Raw genomic sequence first — 22,734 nt, 5'->3', positions numbered from 1 at the left:
GTCAGCCCTCGCCCTGCTCCTCCAGGCCCCAGCTGTGGATCCGCCTCGGGTGGATGCGGATCACCTCCTCGCTGAAGTGCGGGCCCAACTCGTGTGGGCCGGTGAGGAGTTCGGCCTCGCCGCGGATGTCGACGCCGCGTACCTTCCAGGGGCGGACGCTCACCACGTCGTCTACGACCAGTGCCACCTTCGGGTTCTTCTCCAGGTTGCGCCACTTCTTGGTGCGGCCCATCGCGAGGCCGCCGATCAGGATCGTCCCGTCGTCCTGCGGGAAGAAACCGACGGGGTTCGCCTGGGGCTGCCCGTGGGGGTCGACGGTGGCCAGCCGTCCCAGCCGCTGGGTCCGGAGGTAGGCGCGCTCGGCCGCGCTGAATTCGGTCATGTCGGCAGCCAAACACGGCGGGCCGGGCAGGCGCAGCGGAAACACGGGTGTACGTGCGAACGTAAGTGCGTGCCGCCATGGGTGTGACGTCGCGGTGGCGCCGGTGATCGTTCGGGGAACCATGCGCCCATGACCCGCGCGATCATGGTTCGGCACATCCTCGCGGCCCTGGTGACCGCCCTGGCGCTCGTCCCGCCCGCTGCGACAGCCGACGAGGGGGCCACCGAATTCCTCCTGCCCCCGACCTCGGTCCTGTCTCCTGTATCTGCCGCTGCGGAAACCCCCGTTCCGCGGCTCTGGACCGGCACCTGGGCTGCCGCCGCCTCCGGGACCGCCGCGGCCCGGCCCGGCGCCTCCTTCCGCAACGTCCTGCATCTCAGCGTCGGCGGCAGCGCGCTCCGCGTCCGCCTGACCAACCGCCTCGGCACCGAGGCCCTCCGTCTCGGCGCGGTCACCGTCGCTCTCCAGGAACCCGGCGAGCCCAGGAGCCCGGACGCCGAACCCGGTTCGATGCGTACTGCCACCTTCGCGGGCGCCCCCACGGTGACCATCCCGGCGGGCCAGGACCGCGTCACCGACGCCGTCGACCTCGTCGTGCCGTACGGCGCCAATCTGTTGGTCACCGTCCACACACCCGACGACTCCGGACCGGCGACCTACCACCGGGCGGCCAAGCAGACCAACTTCCTTGCCCCGAGCGGCGATTGGGCCGACGTGGAGAACGGTGACGCCTACACCAGGACGACCACCTCCTGGTTCTACGTCACCGGCGTGGACGTCCTCGACGCACCCGCCGCCGGGAGCGTGGTCGCGCTCGGCGACTCCCTCACCGACGGCGGCGGCACCACCTCCGACACCAACCGCCGCTGGCCCGACCGCCTCGCCGACCGGTTCGCCGCACTGCCCCCGAACCGCCGCCTCGGCGTCCTCAACGCGGGTATCTCCGGCAACCGCCTCCTCATCGACGGCGTCGGCCCGCGCGCCCTGAGCCGCTTCGGCGCCGACGTCCTCTCCCGGACCGGGGTCCGTGCGGTGATCGTGTTCGAGGGCATCAACGACATCAACGGGACCCCGGCCGAGACCGATCCGCGCGCCTTCGAGCGGGCCTACCGGACCCTCGTGGCCCGCGCCCACGCCCACGGCATCCGTGTCATCGGTGCCACCATCACCCCGTATGCGGGCCACGCCCAGTGGAAGGAGGACCGCGAGTCCGTACGCCGGACCGTGAACACCTTCATCCGCACCAGCGGCCTCTTCGACGCGGTCGTCGACTTCGACGCCGCCGTCCGCGACCCGGAGTACCCGCAGCGGATGCGCGCCGCCTACGACCCCGGCGACCACCTCCACTTCAACGACGCCGGCATGCGCGCCATGGCCGACGCGATCAACCTCGCGGACCTCATGCGGCTGTGAGCGGTGGCAGGCCCCAGCGTGGGGCCTGGGTATTCGGGCGGACCGGGGCGATCGTCAGGTCAGGGCGGTCGCCCCGGCCCGTGACGGTCGCCGACTCGCCCTTCCACAGGGCGAGTTGGATCGTCCCCTCGCCGAGATCCCGGTAGCGCAGGGTGCGGCCACGCTCGTCCCGTACGTCGATCCGGCCCGCGATGCCATGCCGTACGACACAGGGCGCGCCCGCCTCGCTGACCAGACGTACCCAGCGGGTGACACCGTCCTCGCGGACCGCACTCAGCAGAAACGCCCCCTGCGTACGGAAGTTGTGCACTGTGAGGTCCGCCCACGCGGCCGGCAGCGCCGGGAACACGCGGATGATCCCGCCCCAGGACTGGCAGACCATGTCGTGCAGGGACTGCGCGGCCGAGAGCGGCGTCTCGATGACCGGGCCCGACTCCTTGTACATGGTGTTGGGCTGGATGAAGCGGGACATCAGCTCACCCAGGTAGGCGAGCGCGTCCTCGCCCTTGCCCAGGAGCGCGGACATCGAGGCCGCGCCCGTGAACGTGTAGCCCTGGAGAGCGCCCTCAAAGCCCACCCAGTGGGCCAACGACCGCTCGATCAGGGCCCGTTCGTCCGGTGTGCGGCCGGTCAGCTCGTAGAGAGGGTAGATCGCGAGCAGGTGGGAGTAGTGGCGGTGGGACTTCGAGAAAGGGATGTCCGCGCCGATCATGAAGCCGTTCGCGTCGGTCGGATACGCCACCCGCCTGGCCAGCACCTCGCGCCAGCGCGGTGCCAACTCATCGTTGATGCCCAGCAGTTCGGCGGATTCGAGGAGGGTGCGACAGCCCCAGGTGAGCAGCATCAGGTCGTAGTTGCAGTCGCGGGAGTTGCCGCCGTACTCCGGGGAGAAGGTGGGCGGTAGGTGCAACTTGCCGTCGGGGCCAGGCTCCAGGAAGTGCAGGTAGTAGTTGATCGCCTTGCGGAGGAGCGGGTAGAGGACGTCCCTGAGGATTCGCTCGTCCATGGTGTGGCGGTAGCTGAGCCAGACGTTGTGGAGTGCCCAGGTCAGGTTCCCCACCTCGGGAGTCGGCGGGTCCTGGCCGGGGATGCCCACGCCGTAACCCATCAGAGGGCTCACCGCGCCGTTCACGAGCTGGGGGTCGGTGGTGCGCGGGATGCCGAGCGAGTCGGCGCGGTACGGCTGGGCCGTCTCCTTGGTCAGGTTGTCCCGGAACTCGCTCAACGCCCTTGTCACGGCGTCGAGTTCGAGATGGTTGGAGCCGTGGATCAGCCAGTACTCCAGCTGCACGTTCAGGTTCCACCAGGTGTTCGGCCAGGGCGTGGGCTCCAGCCAGGGGCCGCAGGTCGCCATCACGGGCGCGTCCCGGCGCGCGGCCGACGCCGTCTTGTAGAGCTGGATCCAGTAGAAGCGCTGGATCCTGGCGTCGGGGACGGACAGGAAACTCTTGCGGTAGTACGCGTTCCACCAGGCCCGGTGGCTCGACGCGAGGGCGGAGTAGGGGAGTTGGGAGGCACCGCGCACCTCCTTGAGCGCTCGCCCTAGTGCCGTACGCCTCGGGTACGAGTGCGTCACATGGACGTACAGCGTCCGGCTCGTGCCCCGGCCGCGCTCCCGCCAGGCCGTCACATGCTCGCCGCCCGCCAGCAGCGGCTGTACGGCGGCGGAGACGCCGTGGTGCTCGTCGTACTCGGCGACCTGGGCGGGGTCGTTGCCCCGGTAGCCGTCCGGCAGCGGTTTGGAGGCGGCGCGCGGGCTGATCGCGTCGGCCGGGTGGAACACCCAGCGGAAGCCGCGCTCGCCCTTGCTCGGAGTGACCTCGACGGCGAGGACCGAGCGGTCGTTGTGCACCAGGGCGCGCAGGGCGAGGGTGCCCCGGTCGGTGGTGAGCGTGCCGGTGAGTTCGGCGTCGCGCAGCCCGAGCCGCCAGTCGAGACCGGTGATCGTGCCCACCGGCTCCAGCGTGAAGTAGCCGATGGGCAGCCGCGCGAGTCCGAAGAGGGAGCCGAACTCGGGCCTGTGGTCCTGCACTTCGGAGTGCTGGACATTGAAACGGACGGCCTTGGTGGGGGAGTCGGGGTCGGCGTAGATGCCGGAGCCGAGGAAGCCGTTGCCGAGATACGGGCCCTCGTACCAGGTGGTCGGCATCCGCTGCCAGACGAGGTCGGCGTCGTCGAGGACGGTGTGCCAGGGGTCGACGGAGGCCTGAGCTTGCGTGGGCAGTCCTCCGGTGAGGAGCCCGCCGCCCAAAGCAGATCCGGTGGCGAGGACGGTACGTCTGGACGGGCTGGGCACATTGCCTCCCGGCGGCTCGGATCATTCGTTCATTCATCGGAGCTATCCCGGAAAGCAACGTAGAGAAGGTGCGAGATGCCGTCAATAAGGTGAGAGAGATCCGATGTGTCAGCCCCAGAATGTGGCACCCAGCCACGCGCCCGCGATCAGCAGGCAGGTGAAGAGTTCGATGAGCACGCTGGTGCCGCCCGACCGCATCACCCTCCGCACGGCCGCCATCGCCTCACCGTGCCGGCCCAGCCGCAGCCGCTCATGGAGATAGACACCGCCCACGAAACCGGGGATCGCGCCCAGCACGGGCAACAGGAAGAAGCCGAGCAGGGCGCCCGTCCCGGCGTACACCGCCATTCGGGGGGTTGCGCCGCTCGCGCGCAGTCGGCGCGGGGGCAGTTGCCAGCGGACCACCTGGGACAGGAACAGGACGACGGTCGTACCCACGAGCACCCACCAGGAGACCGCCTCCGGATCCTTCAGCGCCCACCACAGGACCGCGGCCCATACGAGCCACGACCCCGGCACCCCGGGCACCAGAACTCCGCACAGACCGAACAGCATCACCAGGCCGATCAGCAGGAGATCCCACGCTCCCATCTGTCCAGCGTGCCTGAGTACGGGCGAAACCGCAGGTCAGGGGAGGGGAAGGAATCCCGGGCGAGGGCTCAGGGGCGTCGGTCGCGGACGACCCAGCCCCGCTCGTACGCGTGCCAGCCCAGCTGTAGCCGGGTCGTCACGCCCGTCAGCTCCATCAGCCGCTTCACCCGGCGCTGTACGGTCCGCAGCCCCAGGTCCAGCTGTTTGGCGACGCTCGCGTCGGTCAGCCCGGCCAGCAGCAGGGACAGGATCTCCAGGTCGGCGGCGTCGGGCTGGTCCGGCGTACCTTCCGTGAACCCGTCGTCCGCCACGCCGAGGCGCAGCGGGAGCGCGTCCCGCCACACCGACTCGAACAGGCCGACAGCAGTTCGAGCAGGCCGCTGGCGTGGACGACGAGAGCGGCGGGCTCCGCCGTACGGGAGGTGAGGGGGACGAGGGCGAGCGAGCGGTCGGCGATCACCAGCTTCGTCGGCACCCGGTCGACGACCCGGACCCGCTCGCCCCGGTTCAGCGCGGCGGTCAGCTCGGTGACACCGGCGGGCAGGTCCAGCACCGCCCGTTCGACGACCACGCGGTAGTCGACGCCGCGGTCGGCGGCCTGCTCCTCCGCGTGGTTCTCCGGGCCGGTGACGGCCACCGGGTTCCCGGTGACCAGCGCGCACACCTCGTCGCTCGCACCCAGCTGGAGCTGGAGGAACCGGCGCGAGACCGCCGCCGCGCCCGTCACCACCTCGACCAGGTCGTGCACGGCGGGTTCGGCGGCCTGGGCCCGGTACTCCTCGGCGAGGAGCGCGGCGGCCAGTTCCGCCTTCTCCAGCTCGTGCCGCTGCTGGGTGAGCAGGGCGCCCAGCGCGACCCCGGGCGGCGCGGCGACCCAGCGTCCGGGCCGCGCCGACGACTGGGCGGCGAGTCCGTGCCGTTCCAGTCGGCGAAGGGCGCGCTCGGTGACGTACTCGCCGAGCGAGAGCCGTCGTGCGAGATCGGGGACATCGGCGGCGCCCACGGCCACCAGGGCCCGGTACGCCGACTCGTGCGCCTCGTCCAGACCTATCGCCGCAAGCACCGGGCGCCGCCCTCCCCAACGTTGTCCGTGGCGGGAACCGGCCACGACGCAAACCCGCCTCGGTACATCATCGCCGTACCACCCTTCCCTCTGCCAAGGTGTCGCCACCGCCAACCACAGCGGAACCCAAGGAAGACCGGTCACACTCGGGTCGGAGCGGACCGGCGTGCACGGCAGTTCGACGTACGGCGCGCGCTGTGCGGCTCTCGCAGGCCTGGAACTCGTGGGGCCTGCGGGGGCTCGTGGGTCAGGTCACCCCGGCGTCGCCGGGCGGTTCTCCCGTGGGGGGTGGGGCCGCCCGGCGACTTGTTTCGTACGGCTGTTCGTCGTGTCATCCGACACGCCGTCGAACACGCCGTTCGCGACGGAACACCCCGCCGGATTTTCCTGATGCCCCGTTTTCATCCGGCCCGTGCGGTGGACAATTGGGGGCATGAGCCAGCAGGGGGAGAGGTCCACCGGTCACGAGGACGACTGGTGGGGGCAGCTGTACGACGACTCCACCGAGGACACCGGGCCCACGGCCGCGGGCGACTCCCTGGACGACCGGTTCGCCTCGGCGGCGGGCACGGTCGACGCGATTCCGGGACGGGACGGGGATGCCCCGGAGGGGTCCTCGGCTTATGAGCCGGAGTACGGGTCCGGATACGAGGACGAAGCGGTGTTCGGGCGCGAGACCGTGTCGGGGGATGCCTTCGGCGCCTCTGGTGCTTCCGGTGCATCCGGTGCCTTCGAGGAGTGGGACGACTTGGCGGCGGAGGCCTTGCCACCGCTGCCGTCGCGGTCCGTACCCCCTCCGGTTCCCGTGCCTCCGCCGGCGCCCGTTCCCCCTCCGGCCCCGGTCTCGCTTCCGCCGCAGCGTGGCGGGGTCCCCTACGGCATGTGGGACACCCCGCGCGGCAACGGCCCCGCGCGCCCCCGCGCCCCCTGGGAGCCACCCCCCGCCATGCCCCCGGGCCCCGCGACCTTCCCGCCCGGCCCCAAGCCCCCGGGCTTCCGGGACCGCACACAGCCCCCCGCGCCCGGCGGCCCTGCCAAGCAGGCAGACGCCGACAACACGGACGCCAAGGACGTCCCGGATGCCGTGTGGGACGCCCCGCCGCGTCCGCAGGCGCCCGCGTCCGGCGCTGAGGGGCCGGCGCGAGAGAGCGCCCTGGAGACAGGCGCTGACACGACGGATGCCGTGTGGGACGAAGCCCCGCCGTCTCCGCAGCCGCCCACGCCCGGCGTCGAGAGGCCGTCCCGCGAGAGCGCCCGGCAGGCAGGCGCCGGGATCAGGGACGCCAGGGACGGCGCGGATGCCGTGTGGGAGACCCCGCCACGCCCGCAGGCGCCCGCGTCCGGTGCCGGGGGGCCTGTCGGCGAGAGTGCCCGGGAGGCAGGCGCCGGGATCAGGGACGTCACGGATGGTGCGGATGCCGTATGGGACGCTCCGCCGCGTCCGCAGGTGCCCACGCCCCGCGCCGAGGGGTCGGCCCGCGAGAGCGAACGGGAAGCAGGCGCCGACAACGCGGACGCCAAGGACGTCACGGATGCCGTGTGGGACGCCCCGCCGTCTCCGCAGGCGCCCACGCCCGGCGCCGAGGGGCCCGTCGGCGAGAGTGCCCGGGAGGCAGGCGGCGACATCAGGGGTGCCGCGGACGGTGTGTGGGGCGCCCCGCCGCGTTCGGACGCCGCGACCGGCCCCGTATCCGCGGACGCCCGGGAGGATCCTCCGGACAGGCGGCCCGGCTCGGGGGCGGCGCCCCTCTCCGGCTGGGCCGCGTCGAAGAGGGGACCCCGGCGCGATGCCGTCCAGGACAGTCCCCCGGCCGACTCCTCCCTCCTCCGTACCCCGACCCGTCGGGACATCCCGGCCATCCCGCCCGGGGCACCGAAGCCGCAGGAGCCGCAGGAGCGGCGGGAGGGCTCCGGAGTGGCTGACCCCGCCGCCCCTTCCTCCGCGATCAACGCCGACGGGCCGCCCACCGCCGTCGACCACGTCGGTTCCGGTCCCCCCACCTACGCGCCCGAGCCCACCGCCCTTCCGCCCGCCGACCCGGACGACCTGGGGGACCTCGTCGCGGACACCGTGCTCGACGGGGCGCAGTACGGTGCCAGCACGCTCCGGGCCGTCTCCCTGCGCGGGGACTCCGCGCGCTTCCGGGGGGAGCCCCGACGTGACTCCCTCCTCACCGCCCGTTTCGGAGCGGGTGACCAGGCGCTCGTCCTCATCGCCATGGCGACCGGCGCCCGCGCCACGCCCGGCGCGCACCGGGCCGCCGCCGAGGCGTGCCAGTGGATCGGGCGCGCGGTGGGGCGCAGCCATGTGCGGCTCGCCGAGGACATCCGGGCCGCCCGGCGCGGCGACCTCAAGTCGGGGCTGCACCGGCTCACCGACCGCAGCCTCGGCAAGCTCCGCGCGAGCGCCGCCGAGCAGGGCATCGAGCCCGAGGAGTACACCGCGGGCCTGCGCTGCCTGCTGCTCCCCGCCGACCCCGACTGCCGTACGCGCGTCTTCTTCGGCGTCGGCGCGGGCGGACTGTTCCGGCTCAGGGACGGCGAGTGGCAGGACATCGAACCCCGGGTCGCCGAGATCCCGGCCGGTGAGCCCGTCGTCGGATTCGGTTCGCTGCCCCACGAGACCCCGGACGGGGACCGGCTCACCATGGACCTCGGGATCACGACCCCGCCGAGCCCGTACGAACCCGCCCCCGAACCGCCCCGCGAACCCTTCCGGTTCCGGGCCTCCGTCGCCCGCCCGGGGGACACGCTCCTGCTGTGCACCGGCGGCCTCGCCGAGCCGCTGCGGGGCGAGCCCGAACTGTGCGAGTACCTCACGGGACGCTGGTCCGGCCCCACCCCGCCCGGCCTCGCCGCGTTCCTCGCCGACACCCAGGTGCGGGTCAAGGGGTACGCGGACGACCGTACGGCCGCCGCGGTCTGGGAGGCGTGACAGGAGCTGTCGAAGGAAGTGGCCTACGGCCGGATCGGCAGCCCCTGCTGGACAGTTGGGCCGGTTCGGCGCCGCCACGCGCCCGGCCCCGGACTGGCCGGGCGCGTGAACTGCCGCAGCGTCCGCTCCATATGCCTCTCCAGCAGCGCCCGGTGGGCGCGGTCGACGTCCTGATCCGGCCAGGAACGGTCCAACCATCCCCGTACATCCGGTCGTTGACGATTCGACATGACTGCCGTGTTCAGGTCGGGGGCATGGATCCCGTGAACGCGTTCGATCAGGAGGGGACAGTACACCGGCGTCCGGGCGGGGGTCATGGAGAGGCAGGCACGAGGAGGCGGTCCCGTAACCATCGGGGCCTTCTCGACGAAGGCGGAGGAAGACACCGACAACGGCAGCGACAACGACACAGACCACGGCATCCGCGACGGCGATGGCGTGAACCGGGGGGAGGCGTCGCAATTGAGGCGCAGGCTGGGCTGTTCGGATCTGAGAGAGGTACCGGAGGCCCGCAGGGCCATGCGGGAGTTGCTGCGGCACTGGGGAAGGCCCGGCAGCTCGGAGATAGCGGAACTGCTGACCAGCGAACTGGTCACCAACGCACTGGTCCACACCGACCGCGACGCGGTGCTGACGGCCACCGTCTCGCCGCACGGATTACGCGTGGAGGTACGGGACTTCGTGGGACGCAGGCCGAGGCTGCGCGTACCGGACGCCGACGACGGTACGCACGGCAGAGGTCTGGTCCTGGTGGAGTCCCTCGCCGACGCGTGGGGGGTCAGGGCGCACGGCGTGGGCAAGGCGGTGTGGTTCGAACTGAACGGGGGCGCGGCCTGAATCGGCCGCGCCCCCGTATCGGTCGCGCTCAGAACGTGCGGTAGTGCTCAGCCGTACTGCTTCTCGAGGTCCCGGAGCTTGCGCTCCAGGGAGTCGAGGCGGGGCAGGGCCATCGTGTCGTCCTCCGCCGTGAGGTCGACCGTGATCGAGTCACTGCTGCCACGAACGGGCTGGAGGGAGGGACGGGCGCGCAAGGGCAGCTGCTCCGCGGAGGATATGGCAGGCTCCGAGGTGACCTGGGCGGGCGCCCGCTCCACCTCGACCTGCTGGTGGCCACCGCCGCCGCCACCGCCGCCGAACGGGCCGCGGTGGCCCCGGCTGATCGCCTTGAGGTGCGCGCGCTCGGCCCGCTCCTGCTCCCGGCGGCGCAGTCGCGCCTGCTCCTTCTGGCGCCGGTCCTCGCGCACCTCGTCGACCGCCTCGTCCAGGCTGCGCACGCCCTCGAGGAGCATGAGCGACCAGGCCTTGTACGTCTCACGGGGCGCCCGCGCCCAGCGGACCATACGGATCTGGGGCAGCGGACGCGGCACCAGACCCTGCTCGCGCAGGGCGGCCCGGCGGGTCTGCTTCAGCGCGCGGTCGAAGAGGACCGCGGCGGACAGGGACATGCCGGCGAAGAACTGCGGGGCGCCCGCGTTGTCGAGACCCCGGGGCGCGTGCACCCAGTTGAACCAGGCGGCGGCGGCCGCGAACAGCCACACGAGTATGCGGGAGCCGAGCGCCGCGTCACCGTGGCTGGCCTCGCGCACCGCGAGCACGGAGCAGAACATCGCCGCTCCGTCCAGACCGAACGGGACGAGGTACTGCCAGCCGTCGGTGAGGTTCAGGTTCTGCTCGCCGAAGCCGACGAGGCCGTGGAAGGAGAGCGCCGCGGCGACCGCCGCACAGCAGAAGAGGAGTACGTAGGAAGCTGTGGCGAATATGGCTTCCTTGCGCCTGCGGCGCTCTTCGGTGCGCTCCCACGAGTCGTCCTGGCCGGCCTTCGCCCCGGAGGAGCGCTTGCCGCGCGCGAGCACCGCCACCGCCGCCAGCACGCCCAGGAGCAGTACGGCGCCCGGAAGCAGCCAGTTAAGCGATATGTCGGTCAATCTCATCTGGGGTCCCTTGCATTGGGATAGGGCGTAACGCCCGCCATAGTGGCCCAATCCCCTCAGCCCTCAGGGGGTTTCGGGGCAAGAGGCCGCCTAAGGAGGTGCAAGGGGATACTCAGGGCGACATTCTGCTCGAACTGCCGCTTGAGGGGCGGGAGTTGAGTTCGAATAAGACTACCCGTACGGGTGGTTCCACGGAAAGTTCCTGCGCCAAGTGAGGAACTTGTGAAGTGGCTGTAACCGTAGGGAGACCTAATCGAACGTGATCTTACGGCGGGGATCTTACGACACGTCACGCCGGCCCGTGCGGCAGGGGGGTACTCCTGACGGTTTCCCGGGGATTCCCTGAGGGTTCCTCAACTCGCGGCGGCGGCCACGAGCTTGGCGACGCGTTCGCTCTCGCAGGTGCGCGGGCAGTTGTCGCACATCTCGTCCGGGCGGATCGTGTAGAAGAAGCAGCAGCTGGCGCGGTCGCGGGTGGGCAGCGTCGCGCCGTCCGGCGTCGTCACCTCACGGAAGCCGGCCGAGCCGACGAACGGCCTGGTCGAGCCCGGCAGCAGCAGCTCCAGCTCCCGCTGTGCGCGGTCCGCCTCGCCGACGACCTGCCCTATGTAGTGCAGGCCCTCCACGACGTCGTCGGTCACCACGGCCCACAGGGCCCGGCCGCGCCGCCGCATCCGCGGCCCGAAACCGCCGAGCAGCGGCTCCAGGTGCTCGGTGAGCGCGGCCCGGACCTCCGCGCGCAGCGCCTCCTCGTCGCCGACGACGCGGGCGCCGGGCAGGGTGGCCGCGGGGTCGCCGGGAAGGCAGGCGAAGGTGCCCGGACGGACACGGAAGCGCCCGTCCACGCGGTGGTAGGAGACGTCCTCCACGGGCAGCCGGGGTACCCGGCGGTGCAGGAACCACGGCACGGTGATCAGCAGACAGGCGGTCCACGCGTACCGGTGCAGCCCGAAACCGGCGACGACGTCCGGACGGCCCGGCTCCTCGTAGTCCCGCACGACCTGCTCGTGGTCCCAGGCGAGGAAGGCGTCGAGGTCGGTGTCGGCCGCCGCGAGCCCGGCGGCCCGGACCCAGCCGTCGCCGCGCGGATGCTCCTGCCCAGGGCCCAGTTCGATGACGGTCGCGTGCGAGTAGGCCTCGGCGAGCCGGTCGTAGGAGTCCGTGACGGCGGACCGGGCCTGTGCGGGAGCGGACATGTCGGGACCACCGCATCTCGAGAGACAGTTCGAAGATCAAAGGTAAGCCTTACCTTACCCATCATGCCCAAGATGTGATCCGGATTTAACACCGGATCCGGCCCGGAATCGAACCTGGACGCGAATCGGGATTTGAACTGACGGAATGTGCGCCTATGGTGCTTGACGGGCGAGTAACAACCCGCCGTAATGACCCCATGTGCCGTCAAGGTGCCATCTAGCCCGGAGGAGGCCCCCGTGCAGCACGCCGGCCCACAGGGCGCGCACGGCTCGCCCGAGACAGGGGTCCCGGCTTCACGCCCGGGTGCCGTACGCGTCCCACCGCAGCCCAGGGCCGCGGACGTGGACCGGGGGTGGCGCCAGGGGGCGAGCGGCCCGACGGCCCGCGAGGTCGCGGGAGCGGGCGCCCGGGGAGGCGACGCCCGGGGTGAGCACACGCACAGTGAGCGGCCGATCCCGCTCCCTCGTACCGAGCAGGCACGCCCCGTCGTCCAGCGCTCCTCCGTGCGCGGCCAGATCCTCGACGCACTGCGCACCGCGCTCGTCGGGGGCGAGCTGGCGCCCGGGGAGGTGTACTCGGCCCCCGCGCTCGGCGACCGCTTCGGGGTCTCCGCGACGCCCGTCCGCGAGGCGATGCAGCAGCTCGCCCTGGAGGGCGCCGTCGAGGTCGTCCCGAACCGTGGCTTCCGCGTCGTGGAACGCGGCGCCCGCGAGCTGGCCGAGCTGGCCGAGATCCGCGCCCTGATCGAACTCCCGGTGATGCTCCGCCTGGCCCGCACGGTGCCGACGGAACGCTGGACGGAACTCCGCCCCCTGGCCGAGGCGACGGCCCGAGCGGCCTCCACCGGCTGCCGAGCCACCTACGCCGAATCCGACCGGGCCTTCCACCGGGCGGTCCTGTCCCTGGCCGGCAACACCCAACTCGTCCAGATAGCAGAAGACCTCCACCGCCGGGCCCAGTGGCCCTTGGTGGGCGCAAAGCCGGCGGCCCTCATGGCGGACGCGGCGGATCACATGGCCCTGCTGGACGCACTGACGGCAAGAGACGTGCAGTTGGTCCAGTCACTGACACGAGAACATGTAACAGGCGCCCACTGACGCGCCCTCAAGGGGCGCGGGGAACTGCGCGACAAGCCACGACGCACCCGCACCCGCCGGCCAACAGAACCACCCCACCCAGTTGGCGCACCCAACCAACTAGGCAGACGCCGCCGGCGGAGCCAACTGCCGCGCCAACCACGTAGGCACCCCACCCAACAACCGGAACAACCGCCCAGCCTCCGCCCGCAACCGCGAAGCCTCCGGCTCGGACTCCGCATCGGCGAGTGAGGCCAACGCCGGCGCGGTCCCCACGAGATACCCCAACTCCTCCCGAATCCGCAGCGATTCACCGAACCCGTGCCGCGCCTCCGCCAACTCCCCGTCCCGCAGGGCGAGTCCGGCCAGATGACGCCAGGTGAACGACAGCAGCAGCGGATCCGCATGCGCGGTCGCCCCCGCATGGGCACGCCGATACGCGGCCCGCGCAGCCTGCGGAGACCCCGCCAGGTTCTCCGCCAGCAACCCCCGCCGAAAGTCCAGCACCGCCCGCCCGGAAGCCCCCGGCGGGATCAGCGCGGCGGCCCGCCCCAGCGCGGCCCGAGCCTCGTCGGCACGGTCCCGTACGCCGAGCAGCGTCGACGCGTACGCCAACTGCCCCCGCTCGCATGCCGCCGCACCCCGCTCGTCGTCGCTCTGGGCCAGCGCCTCCGCCGTACGGAGCGCGTCCTCGGCCTCTCCCCAGCCCTGCTCGGTGTAGAGGCACCGCTCCACCAGCAGCACGGCCCGCTGGAGCGAGGCGTCGGCCGTGGTGGGGTCGAGCAGCGCCGCCGCGTCCGCCCAGCAGGCGCGCGAGCGCAGCCGCCATACCGCGGTCTGGAGAGGATCGTCACCAGAGGTCGTTCCGTAACCAGACATGGCGGTATGCGCCACGTTGCCCTCCCCGAGCACGCCATCGAGCTTGTTGAGTGGTGGCGGCATCTCAGCATGAATCCCGGCACCGGGCCAAGGGGGTAGGTGAAGGATTTCACAAAGTCGGGAAAGATCGATCGCCCGGTTGCCACGCAACCGCTCTCACCCGGCGCACGCCAGGACCGCACGCCCCGTACGGCCTGTCACCGAACCCGTGGCCGCGAAGCCGCCGCGGGCTCAACTCATCCGCAGCGCCAGGAAGAAGTCCAGCTTGTCCTCCAGCCGTGACAGATCACGCCCCGTCAACTGCTCGATCCGCCCCACCCGGTACCGCAGCGTGTTCACATGCAGATGCAGCCGGGTCGCGCAGCGCGTCCACGAGCCGTCGCACTCCAGGAACGCCTCCAGGGTCGGGATCAGCTCGGCGCGGTGGCGTCGGTCGTAGTCGCGCAGGGGGTCGAGGAGGCGGGCCGTGAAGGCGCGGCGGACGTCGTCCGGGACGAACGGGAGCAGCAGGACGTGCGAGGCCAGTTCCTGGTGGCCCGCCGCGCACACCCGGCCGGGGCGCGCCGCGGCCACCCGGCGGGCGTGCCGTGCCTCCTCCAGGGCCCCGCGCAGCCCCTCCGCCGAGTGCACGGCCGCGCTGACGCCGATCGTGAGTCGCCCGTCGTCGTCCAGGCCCGCCGACAGCGGGTCCCGTACGGCGGTCAGCAGCTCCTCGGCGAGGATTCCCGTCTCCGAACCGTCGTGCTCCGACGACACCGCCGGCAGCGGTACGAGGGCGATCGCCTCGTCGCCCGTCTGGGCCACCGCGATCCGGTCGGAGTGCTCCGGGCCCGCCAGCAGCGGGTCGACGAGGATTTCCTCCAGCAACGCCTGGGCCACCGGACCGCCCTCGATCTCGCCGCCCGCCCAGTCCACGCGGGCCACGACGACCTGCCAGTGCGGGGCCGCGCCGAGGCCGGGCAGCAGTACCGGCGCGGCGACCCGCAGCCGGGCCGCGATCTCGGCGGGCGGGGCGCCCGTCTGCACCAGTTCCAGGACCTCCTGGGCGAGCCGCCGCCGTACCGTACGGGCCGTGTCGCGCCGGTCGCGCTCGACCGCGATCAGCTGCGTGACGCCCTGGAGCAGGTCGAGCCGCTCCGCCGGCCAGTCCCCGGCGTCCGCCTCCACGGCGAGCAGCCAGTCGGAGAGAAGGGTTTCGCGTACGTCCCGCGAGCCGCTCTGCGTGGCGGTACGGCCGTTGCCGCGGACGGGGAACAGGGAGTACGTCGTGCCGCCCACCGCCACCCGGTGGGGTCCGCGTCGGCCGGTGCGGGACGCCGTCAGATGCTCGGCCGCCAGGGCCGCGCACACGTCGGGGGCCGGGGCCGGGCCCGAGACCTTCGAGCCCGCGATGAGACGTCCGGCGGGGGACAGGACCCAGGCGCGCAGGTCGAGGTCCGAGCCGAGCAGGTCCAGGACCACGTCCGGGCCGCCGCCCGCCGGACCCGAGGTCATCATCCGGCGGTGCCGGTCCACGACCGCCGCCAGATCCCCGGCACGCTCGCCGGACACCTGCCGTACGACATGCTCGGTGATCGACGCGAACGCCACCGACTCGTGCACCGCGAACAGCGGCAGCCGATGCCGGGCGCAGGCCGTGATCAGGTCGTCCGGGACGGCCCCCAGCTCGGCCTCACCCGCGGCCAGGGCCGCGACCCCGGCCCCCGCCACGAGCCGTACGAACGGCTCGGAGTCCGCCGGGTCCCGCCGCCAGGCCAGGCCGGTGAGCACCAGCTCGCCGCCCGAGAGGTAGCGGCTGGGGTCCCTGAGGTCGGTGGTCATCACCCCGCGGACGGTGCGGTCCAGCTCGTCCTCGCCGCCGAGCAGCCTGAGGCCCAGCGCGTCGGTGTCCAGCAGTGCGCGCAGCCGCATTTCTCGTCGCCGCCGTTCTCTTTGCGAGCCGCGCTTTTCCGCCTGCGCGGCGCTCACTGTTTCCGGGGAAAATCAGAGAGGTTACTGATGACCTCTGTTCATACGAATCTACAAGACGATCGCCCTGGCCAGCCAACTCCTTCATGGTTTCCGTGACTGACCCGGGCGGAGTACAGCGCTGTGTACTGATCTCATCCCCTGTGAACAGCACATGAACGAGCCATTGGCGCGACCCGTCGGTACGACTCACGAGACGCCGAGACGAAGAGGAAAAGAGCCGGTCATGGACTTCCTTCGCCCCGCCAGCTGGCAGGAGGCGCTCGCCGCGAAGGCCGAGCACCCCACCGCTGTGCCGATCGCGGGCGGCACCGACGTGATGGTCGAGATCAACTTCGACCACCGCCGGCCCGAGTACCTGCTCGACCTCACCCGTATCGGAGATCTGTACGAGTGGGAGACCGACGGTGACAGCGTGCGCCTGGGCGCCTCGGTCCCGTACACGAAGATCATGGAGCAGCTGCGTGGCGAGCTGCCGGGCCTGGCCCTCGCCTCGCACACGGTCGCCTCCCCGCAGATCCGCAACCGTGGCGGCGTCGGCGGCAACCTCGGTACCGCCTCCCCTGCCGGTGACGCCCATCCGGCGCTCCTCGCCGCGGGCGCGCAGGTCGAGGCCGAGTCGGTACGGGGGACCCGGCTGATCCCGATCGACGACTTCTACACCGGCGTGAAGCGCAACGCGCTCGCGCCCGACGAGCTGATCCGCGCCGTCCGCATCAAGAAGGCGGACGGCCCCCAGCAGTACTCGAAGGTTGGCACTCGCAACGCCATGGTCATCGCGGTCTGCGCCTTCGGCCTCGCGCTGCACCCGGAGTCCCGGACTGTCCGTACGGGCATCGGGTCGGCAGCGCCCACACCCGTCCGGGCGAAGGCGGCCGAGGAGTTCCTGAACGCGGCGCTCGACGAGGGCGGCTTCTGGGACAACGGGAAGATCATCACGCCGTCGGTCGCCAAGCAGTTCGCCGACCTGTGCGCAGCCGCCTGCAACCCCATCGACGACGTCCGGGGCACCGCGAGCTACCGCCGCCACGCGGTCGGCGTGATGGCCCGCCGCACGCTGACGTGGACCTGGGAGTCGTACCGCAGTGACGGCCGGACCCATAAGAAGGGGAGTGTCGCGTAATGCGCGTCAATTTCACGGTCAACGGACGTCCGCAGGAGGCCGACGACGTGTGGGAGGGCGAGTCCCTGCTGTACGTCCTGCGGGAGCGGCTCGGCCTGCCCGGCTCCAAGAACGCCTGTGAGCAGGGCGAGTGCGGATCGTGCACCGTCCGCCTCGACGGCGTACCCGTGTGCTCGTGTCTCGTCGCGGCGGGCCAGGCCGAAGGGCGCGAGGTCGTCACGGTCGAAGGGCTCGCCGACTACGCCAAGCAGCGTACGGAACACGGCAGTTGCGGAACGGGCGCCTGCGGTACGTCACTTGACGCGGCCAAGCGCTGGGAGCCCAAGGGCAGCACGGACTCCCAGACCGGCGAGGGCGTCGAACTCGCCCCCATCCAGCAGGCGTTCATCGACGCCGGCGCCGTCCAGTGCGGATTCTGCACGCCCGGTCTGCTGGTCGCCGCCGACGAGATGCTGGAGCAGAACCCCAACCCGACCGACGCGGACATCCGCGAGGCGCTGTCGGGCAACCTGTGCCGCTGCACGGGCTACGAGAAGATCATGGACGCGGTCCGGCTGGCCGCGGCCCGACAGGGAGAGGCGGTCTGACATGCCCGGCAAGAGCGCTCCCCTCGGGACGCCCACCAAGGTCACCCAGGGCTCGCAGACCAAGGGCGGCATCGGCGAGTCCACGCTCCGCCCGGACGGCACCCTCAAGGTCACCGGCGAGTTCGCGTACTCGTCCGACATGTGGCACGAGGACATGCTCTGGGGCCAGATCCTGCGCTCCACGGTCGCCCACGCCGAGATCGTCTCGATCGACACGGCCGAGGCCCTCGCCCTGCCCGGCGTCTACGCGATCATGACGTACGACGACCTCCCGACCGACGTGAGGAACTACGGCCTGGAGATCCAGGACACCCCGGTCCTCGCCCACGGCAGGGTCCGCCACCACGGCGAACCGGTCGCCATCGTCGCCGCCGACCACCCGGAGACCGCCCGCCGCGCGGCAGCGAAGATCAAGGTCGAGTACCGCGACCTGCCGGTGATCACGGACGAAGCCTCTGCCACGGCCCCGGACGCGATCCTCATCCACGAGAACCGCACCGACCACCACATCGGCCACGTCGACCACCCGAACATCCTCCACCGCCAGCCGGTCATCCGGGGCGACGTCGAAGCAGCCCGTGCCCGGGCCGACTTCATCGTCACCGGCGAGTACACCTTCGGCATGCAGGACCAGGCGTTCCTGGGCCCGGAGTCGGGCCTCGCGGTCCCCGCGGAGGACGGCGGAGTCGACCTCTACATCGCCACCCAGTGGCTGCACTCGGACCTGCGCCAGATCGCGCCCGTGCTCGGCCTGCCCGAGGACAAGGTCCGGATGACCCTGTCGGGCGTCGGCGGCGCCTTCGGCGGGCGCGAGGACCTGTCGATGCAGATCCACGCGTGCCTGCTCGCCCTGCGCACAGGCAAACCCGTGAAGATCGTCTACAACCGCTTCGAGTCCTTCTTCGGTCACGTCCACCGGCATCCCGCGAAGCTCACCTACGAGCACGGGGCCACCAAGGACGGCAAGCTGACCCACCTGAAGGCGCGGATCGTGCTCGACGGCGGCGCGTACGCCTCCGCCTCCCCGGCGGTCGTCGGCAACGCGGCCTCGCTGGGCGCCGGCCCCTACGTGATCGACGACGTCGACATCGACTGCATCGCCCTCTACACCAACAACCCGCCCTGCGGCGCGATGCGTGGCTTCGGCGCGGTCCAGGCGTGCTTCGCCTACGAGGCCCAGATGGACAAGCTCGCCGACGCGGTGGGCATGGACCGGGTCGAGTTCCGCCGCCTCAACGCGATGGAACAGGGCACCCTGCTGCCCACCGGACAGGCGGTCGACTCCCCGGCGCCGGTCGCCGAACTCCTGCGCCGCGTCAAGGCGATGCCGCTTCCGCCGGAGCAACAGTGGCTGGCGGCGGGCGAGGCGGCGGACGTACGCCAGCTGCCGGGCGGCCTCTCCAACACCACCCACGGCGAGGGCGTCGTCCGGGGCATCGGCTACGCGGTCGGCATCAAGAACGTCGGCTTCTCCGAGGGCTTCGACGACTACTCGACGGCCCGTGTCCGTATGGAGGTTGTCGGCGGCGAGCCGGTGGCCACGGTCCACACGGCGATGGCGGAGGTCGGGCAGGGCGGGGTCACCGTCCATGCCCAGATCGCCCGCACCGAGCTGGGCGTCACCCAGGTGACGATCCACCCGGCCGACACCCAGGTGGGCAGCGCCGGTTCGACCTCGGCCTCCCGCCAGACGTACGTCACCGGCGGCGCCGTCAAGAACTCGTGCGAGCTGGTGCGGGAGAAGGTCCTGGAGGTCGGGCGCCGCAAGTTCGGTTCGTACCACCCGGCTTGGGCCACGGCCGAGCTGCTCCTGGAGGGCGGCAAGGTGGTGACGGACGCCGGCGAGGTCCTGGCGGACCTGGTGGACGTCCTGGGCGAGGAGTCGGTCGAGGTCGAGGCGGAGTGGCGGCACAGGCCGACCGAACCCTTCAACCTCCGTACAGGGCAGGGTTTCGGCCACGTCCAGTACTCGTTCGCCGCGCACCGGGCGGTCGTCGAGGTCGACACGGAACTGGGCTTGGTGAAGGTGATCGAGCTGGCCTGTGCGCAGGATGTCGGCAAGGCGCTGAATCCGCTGTCGGTGGTGGGGCAGATCCAGGGCGGTACGACGCAGGGTCTTGGCATCGCGGTGATGGAGGAGATCATCGTCGATCCGAAGACGGCGAAGGTACGGAATCCGTCCTTCACGGACTATCTGATCCCGACCATCCTCGACACCCCGACCATTCCGGTCGACGTCCTCGAACTCGCCGACGCGCATGCGCCTTACGGGTTGCGCGGGGTTGGCGAGGCGCCGACCTTGTCGTCGACTCCGGCTGTCCTGGCGGCCATTCGGAATGCGACGGGCTTGGAGCTGACGAAGACGCCGGTACGGCCGGAGCACCTGACTGGTACGGCGTAGTCGGTTCGTTGTCGGGTGCGGGTCCGGTGGGGCTTCTCGCGCAGTTCCCCGCGCCCCTGAAAGGCAGGGGCTGTGCCCCTCGCCTTTCGGCCCGCAGGGCCGGGGCTTTTAGGGGCGCGGGGAACTGCGCGACCAGCCCCCACCGGACCCGCACCCGACAACGAACCCCATAACGAACCCCACAAATACCCCCACTCGTCTCGGGCCGTCCCCCGGGTCGTGCACCTTCCCAACCCCCTATGAACCTTGGGAGACCGCACCATGACCCAGCAGTCGGTACAGCCGAGGCCCGTCGAGGCGCCCCCAGGCACCCGAACCCCGCTCGACCGCTACTTCCGCATCACCGCCGGAGGCTCCACCCTCGCCCGAGAGATCCGCGGCGGCATCACCACCTTCATGGCGATGGCGTACATCCTGCTCCTCAACCCCCTGATCCTCTCGGGCAAGGACGCCGCCGGAAACACCCTCGGCCAACAGGCGCTCATCACCGCGACCGCGTTCGCCGCAGCCGTCACCACCCTCCTCATGGGCTTCGTCGGCAAGGTCCCCCTCGCGCTCGCCGCCGGCCTCTCCGTGTCCGGCGTGCTGTCCTCGCAGGTGGCGCCCGCCATGACCTGGCCGCAGGCGATGGGCATGTGCGTGCTGTACGGCGTGGTCATCATGCTGCTGGTCGTCACCGGCCTGCGCGAGATGATCATGAACGCGATCCCGCTGGCCCTGAAGCACGCGATCACCATGGGCATCGGCCTGTTCGTCGCACTGATCGGCCTGGTGAAGGCCGGCTTCGTGCACCAGGGCAGGGCGACCCCGCTCTCCCTCGGCCCGAACGGCGAACTCACGGGCTGGCCCGTGCTGTTGTTCGCCGCGACCCTCCTCCTCATCTTCATGCTCCAGGCGCGCGGCATCCCCGGCGCGATCCTCATCGGCATCGTCAGCGGGACCGTCATCGCCGTCCTGCTCAACGCGGTCGGCGCGATCGACCCCAAGCAATGGGCCGGCGGGGCACCGGAGTTGCACGGCAGCGCGGTGTCGATGCCGGACTTCTCGCTCTTCGGGGACGTCGAGTTCGGCGGCTGGGGCGAGGTCGGCGCGATGACGGTCGGCATGATCGTGTTCACCCTCGTCCTCGCGGGCTTCTTCGACGCGATGGCGACGATCATCGGCGTCGGCACGGAGGCCGGGCTCGCCGACGCGAAGGGCCGGATGCCGGGCCTTTCCAAGGCGCTGTTCATCGACGGCGCGGGCGGGGCGATCGGCGGCGTCGCCGGCGCGTCGGGCCAGACGGTGTTCGTGGAGTCGGCGACGGGCGTCGGCGAAGGGGCCCGTACAGGCCTGTCCTCCGTCGTCACCGGCCTGTTCTTCGCGGCCTGCCTCTTCTTCACCCCGCTGACGGCGATCGTGCCGGGGGAGGTCGCGGCGGCCGCCCTGGTGGTCATCGGCGCGATGATGATGTCGAACGCCCGGCACATCGACTGGGCCGACCGCGCCACCGCGGTCCCGGTGTTCCTGACCGTCGTGATCATGCCGTTCACGTACTCGATCACGGCGGGTGTGGCGGCCGGCGTGATCTCGTACGTCGCGATCAAGGTCGCGCAGGGCAGGGCGCGCGAGATCGGTGCCTTCATGTGGGCCCTGACAGGCATCTTCTTCGTCTATTTCGCCCTCAGTCCTATTGAGAGCTGGCTGGGCGTCCACTAGCAGCCCACGATGTACGCACACCGTTGATGAGGAGACCGAGATGCTGGACATCGCCGAAGAACTGCACCGGTGGGTCGAGCAGGGCCGTGACTTCGCCGTGGCCACCGTGGTGGGCGTGGGCGGCAGCGCGCCCCGCCAGCCGGGTGCCGCCCTCGCGGTGGACACCGACGGCACGGCGATCGGCTCGGTCTCCGGCGGCTGTGTGGAGGGCGCGGTGTACGAACTGTGCCAACAGGCCCTGGCGGACGGCGAGTCGGTCCTCGAACGCTTCGGCTACAGCGACGCGGACGCCTTCGCGGTAGGCCTGACGTGCGGCGGGATCATCGACATCCTGGTGACGCCGGTACGGGGGTCGGATCCCGTCCGCAAGGTGCTGGAGTCGGCTCTGGCCGCCGCCGTGGGCGGGGAGGCGGCGGCCGTGGCACGGATCGTCTCCGGTCCGGCGGAACTGCTGGGGCGCGCCCTGCTCGTGGGCCCGGACGGCTCGTACGAGGGTGGCTTCGGCGCCCACCCCGAGCTGGACCGCACGGTGGCTGCCGAGGCACGCGCCTACCTCGACGCGGGCCGCACCGGCACCCTGGAGATCGGGGAGCAGGGCTCGCGTTGCGGAGCGCCGATCGTGGTCCTGGTCGAGTCGTCGGTGCCGCCGCCCCGCATGATCGTGTTCGGCGCGATCGACTTCGCGTCGGCGCTGGTCCGCATCGGCAGGTTCCTCGGCTACCACGTGACGGTGTGCGACGCCCGCCCGGTCTTCGCGACGCCCGCCCGTTTCCCCGACGCGGACGAGATCGTCGTCGAGTGGCCGCACCGGTACCTGGAACGGACGCCGGTGGACGCCCGTACGGTCCTGTGCGTCCTCACCCACGACGCCAAGTTCGACGTACCCCTGCTCCGACTCGCCCTGCGCCTGCCGGTGGCGTACGTCGGCGCGATGGGCTCCCGCCGGACCCACCTCGACCGGAACGAGCGGCTGCGCGAAGTCGGCGTGACGGAGCTGGAGTTGGCACGGCTCAGGTCACCGATCGGGCTGGACCTGGGCGCCCGTACGCCCGAGGAGACGGCGTTGTCGATCGCGTCGGAGATCGTCGCCAACAGGCGGGGCGGGAGCGGGGTTTCGCTGACGGGGGCGCATACGCCGATCCATCACGACGGGGCGTCGTCGGCGGTGGGGCGGATCGGGGTGGTGGCCTGACC

Annotated in this window: 16 protein-coding genes and 1 pseudogene; 9 read left to right on the top strand and 8 right to left on the bottom strand. The window is 71.5% G+C overall.

Annotated features, from left to right (window positions below):
• Window position 1: 1 nt before the first annotated feature.
• Window positions 2–382: a PPOX class F420-dependent oxidoreductase gene (locus OG787_RS08765; protein ID WP_405534805.1), complete on the bottom strand. Its 381-nt coding sequence runs from the start codon at window positions 380–382 to the stop codon at window positions 2–4.
• 129 nt (window positions 383–511) lie between these two features.
• On the opposite strand from OG787_RS08765, the gene OG787_RS08760 reads away from it, so the two are divergent.
• Complete coding sequence (locus tag OG787_RS08760; protein ID WP_369030446.1) at window positions 512–1,795, top strand: SGNH/GDSL hydrolase family protein; 1,284 nt, start codon at window positions 512–514, stop codon at window positions 1,793–1,795.
• Here OG787_RS08760 and OG787_RS08755 read toward each other — a convergent pair.
• The 3 genes and pseudogenes from OG787_RS08755 to OG787_RS08745 all read right to left on the bottom strand — a co-directional run bounded on the left by OG787_RS08755 (window position 1,782) and on the right by OG787_RS08745 (window position 5,745).
• Window positions 1,782–4,091 (bottom strand): glycosyl hydrolase family 95 catalytic domain-containing protein, encoded by a 2,310-nt coding sequence (locus OG787_RS08755; RefSeq protein ID WP_405534804.1) that lies wholly within the window; start codon window positions 4,089–4,091, stop codon window positions 1,782–1,784. The two genes, OG787_RS08760 and OG787_RS08755, sit on opposite strands and share 14 nt — an antisense overlap.
• A 108-nt stretch (window positions 4,092–4,199) precedes the next feature.
• Entirely contained in the window at window positions 4,200–4,682 is a 483-nt protein-coding gene (locus OG787_RS08750) for a DUF456 domain-containing protein (protein WP_369030444.1), read from the bottom strand.
• Between the two features lie 68 nt (window positions 4,683–4,750).
• Window positions 4,751–5,745, bottom strand: a pseudogene (locus OG787_RS08745) (helix-turn-helix transcriptional regulator).
• 433 nt (window positions 5,746–6,178) lie between these two features.
• On the opposite strand from OG787_RS08745, the gene OG787_RS08740 reads away from it, so the two are divergent.
• Window positions 6,179–8,680, top strand: coding sequence for a protein phosphatase 2C domain-containing protein (locus OG787_RS08740; protein WP_405534803.1), 2,502 nt, complete (start codon window positions 6,179–6,181; stop codon window positions 8,678–8,680).
• A 315-nt stretch (window positions 8,681–8,995) separates the two neighbouring features.
• A complete protein-coding gene (locus OG787_RS08735; protein WP_369030441.1) occupies window positions 8,996–9,517 on the top strand; it encodes an ATP-binding protein in 522 nt (173 codons plus the stop codon).
• Between the two features lie 47 nt (window positions 9,518–9,564).
• Here the strand turns inward: OG787_RS08735 and OG787_RS08730 are convergent, their stop codons facing one another.
• Together OG787_RS08730 and OG787_RS08725 are read right to left on the bottom strand one after the other, a co-directional pair.
• The gene (locus tag OG787_RS08730; RefSeq protein WP_369030440.1) at window positions 9,565–10,611 is read right to left on the bottom strand and encodes a DUF2637 domain-containing protein; all 1,047 of its coding nucleotides are present in this window, start codon (window positions 10,609–10,611) and stop codon (window positions 9,565–9,567) included.
• 353 nt (window positions 10,612–10,964) lie between these two features.
• The gene (locus OG787_RS08725; RefSeq protein WP_369030439.1) at window positions 10,965–11,807 is read right to left on the bottom strand and encodes a (2Fe-2S)-binding protein; all 843 of its coding nucleotides are present in this window, start codon (window positions 11,805–11,807) and stop codon (window positions 10,965–10,967) included.
• A gap of 237 nt (window positions 11,808–12,044) precedes the next feature.
• Here OG787_RS08725 and OG787_RS08720 point away from each other — a divergent pair, with 237 nt between their 5' ends.
• Window positions 12,045–12,905 carry a GntR family transcriptional regulator gene (locus OG787_RS08720; protein WP_369030438.1) on the top strand — a complete coding sequence of 287 codons (861 nt, stop codon included), beginning with the start codon at window positions 12,045–12,047 and terminating at the stop codon, window positions 12,903–12,905.
• A gap of 99 nt (window positions 12,906–13,004) precedes the next feature.
• On the opposite strand, the gene OG787_RS08715 is transcribed toward OG787_RS08720, so the two are convergent.
• Complete coding sequence (locus OG787_RS08715) at window positions 13,005–13,778, bottom strand: hypothetical protein (protein WP_405534802.1); 774 nt, start codon at window positions 13,776–13,778, stop codon at window positions 13,005–13,007.
• A gap of 216 nt (window positions 13,779–13,994) precedes the next feature.
• Window positions 13,995–15,674 carry a PucR family transcriptional regulator gene (locus OG787_RS08710; RefSeq protein WP_369030436.1) on the bottom strand — a complete coding sequence of 560 codons (1,680 nt, stop codon included), beginning with the start codon at window positions 15,672–15,674 and terminating at the stop codon, window positions 13,995–13,997.
• A 283-nt stretch (window positions 15,675–15,957) separates the two neighbouring features.
• Here OG787_RS08710 and OG787_RS08705 point away from each other — a divergent pair, with 283 nt between their 5' ends.
• The 5 genes from OG787_RS08705 (at window position 15,958) to OG787_RS08685 (ending at window position 22,732) form a co-directional block, all read left to right on the top strand.
• A complete protein-coding gene (locus tag OG787_RS08705; RefSeq protein ID WP_405534801.1) occupies window positions 15,958–16,854 on the top strand; it encodes an FAD binding domain-containing protein in 897 nt (298 codons plus the stop codon).
• Entirely contained in the window at window positions 16,854–17,441 is a 588-nt protein-coding gene (locus OG787_RS08700; protein WP_369030434.1) for a (2Fe-2S)-binding protein, read from the top strand. Before OG787_RS08705 ends, OG787_RS08700 begins: the two co-directional genes overlap by 1 nt.
• A 1-nt stretch (window position 17,442) precedes the next feature.
• Window positions 17,443–19,842, top strand: coding sequence for a xanthine dehydrogenase family protein molybdopterin-binding subunit (locus OG787_RS08695; protein ID WP_405534800.1), 2,400 nt, complete (start codon window positions 17,443–17,445; stop codon window positions 19,840–19,842).
• A gap of 261 nt (window positions 19,843–20,103) precedes the next feature.
• A complete protein-coding gene (locus OG787_RS08690) occupies window positions 20,104–21,540 on the top strand; it encodes an NCS2 family permease (protein ID WP_405534799.1) in 1,437 nt (478 codons plus the stop codon).
• Window positions 21,541–21,580: 40 nt separating this feature from the next.
• Window positions 21,581–22,732, top strand: coding sequence for an XdhC family protein (locus OG787_RS08685; protein ID WP_405534798.1), 1,152 nt, complete (start codon window positions 21,581–21,583; stop codon window positions 22,730–22,732).
• Window positions 22,733–22,734 lie beyond the last annotated feature (2 nt).

Origin of the sequence: Streptomyces sp. NBC_00075 (assembly GCF_045041225.1) — a bacterium.
Lineage (GTDB): Bacteria > Actinomycetota > Actinomycetes > Streptomycetales > Streptomycetaceae > Streptomyces > Streptomyces adonidis.
Note: the sequence above shows the minus strand (reverse complement) of the source record. Positions and strands in the feature narration are given on the sequence as shown.

Bases quoted from the DNA above. Each gene is read 5' to 3' on its own strand.
- OG787_RS08690 (WP_405534799.1), top strand. From the start codon at position 20,104: ATGACCCAGCAGTCGGTACAGCCGAGGCCCGTCGAGGCGCCCCCAGGC.
- OG787_RS08685 (WP_405534798.1), top strand. From the start codon at position 21,581: ATGCTGGACATCGCCGAAGAACTGCACCGGTGGGTCGAGCAGGGCCGT.
- OG787_RS08765 (WP_405534805.1), bottom strand. From the start codon at position 382: ATGACCGAATTCAGCGCGGCCGAGCGCGCCTACCTCCGGACCCAGCGG.
- OG787_RS08740 (WP_405534803.1), top strand. From the start codon at position 6,179: ATGAGCCAGCAGGGGGAGAGGTCCACCGGTCACGAGGACGACTGGTGG.
- OG787_RS08725 (WP_369030439.1), bottom strand. From the start codon at position 11,807: ATGTCCGCTCCCGCACAGGCCCGGTCCGCCGTCACGGACTCCTACGAC.
- OG787_RS08710 (WP_369030436.1), bottom strand. From the start codon at position 15,674: ATGCGGCTGCGCGCACTGCTGGACACCGACGCGCTGGGCCTCAGGCTG.
- OG787_RS08730 (WP_369030440.1), bottom strand. From the start codon at position 10,611: ATGAGATTGACCGACATATCGCTTAACTGGCTGCTTCCGGGCGCCGTA.
- OG787_RS08695 (WP_405534800.1), top strand. From the start codon at position 17,443: ATGCCCGGCAAGAGCGCTCCCCTCGGGACGCCCACCAAGGTCACCCAG.
- OG787_RS08760 (WP_369030446.1), top strand. From the start codon at position 512: ATGACCCGCGCGATCATGGTTCGGCACATCCTCGCGGCCCTGGTGACC.
- OG787_RS08735 (WP_369030441.1), top strand. From the start codon at position 8,996: ATGGAGAGGCAGGCACGAGGAGGCGGTCCCGTAACCATCGGGGCCTTC.
- OG787_RS08700 (WP_369030434.1), top strand. From the start codon at position 16,854: ATGCGCGTCAATTTCACGGTCAACGGACGTCCGCAGGAGGCCGACGAC.
- OG787_RS08750 (WP_369030444.1), bottom strand. From the start codon at position 4,682: ATGGGAGCGTGGGATCTCCTGCTGATCGGCCTGGTGATGCTGTTCGGT.
- OG787_RS08705 (WP_405534801.1), top strand. From the start codon at position 15,958: ATGGACTTCCTTCGCCCCGCCAGCTGGCAGGAGGCGCTCGCCGCGAAG.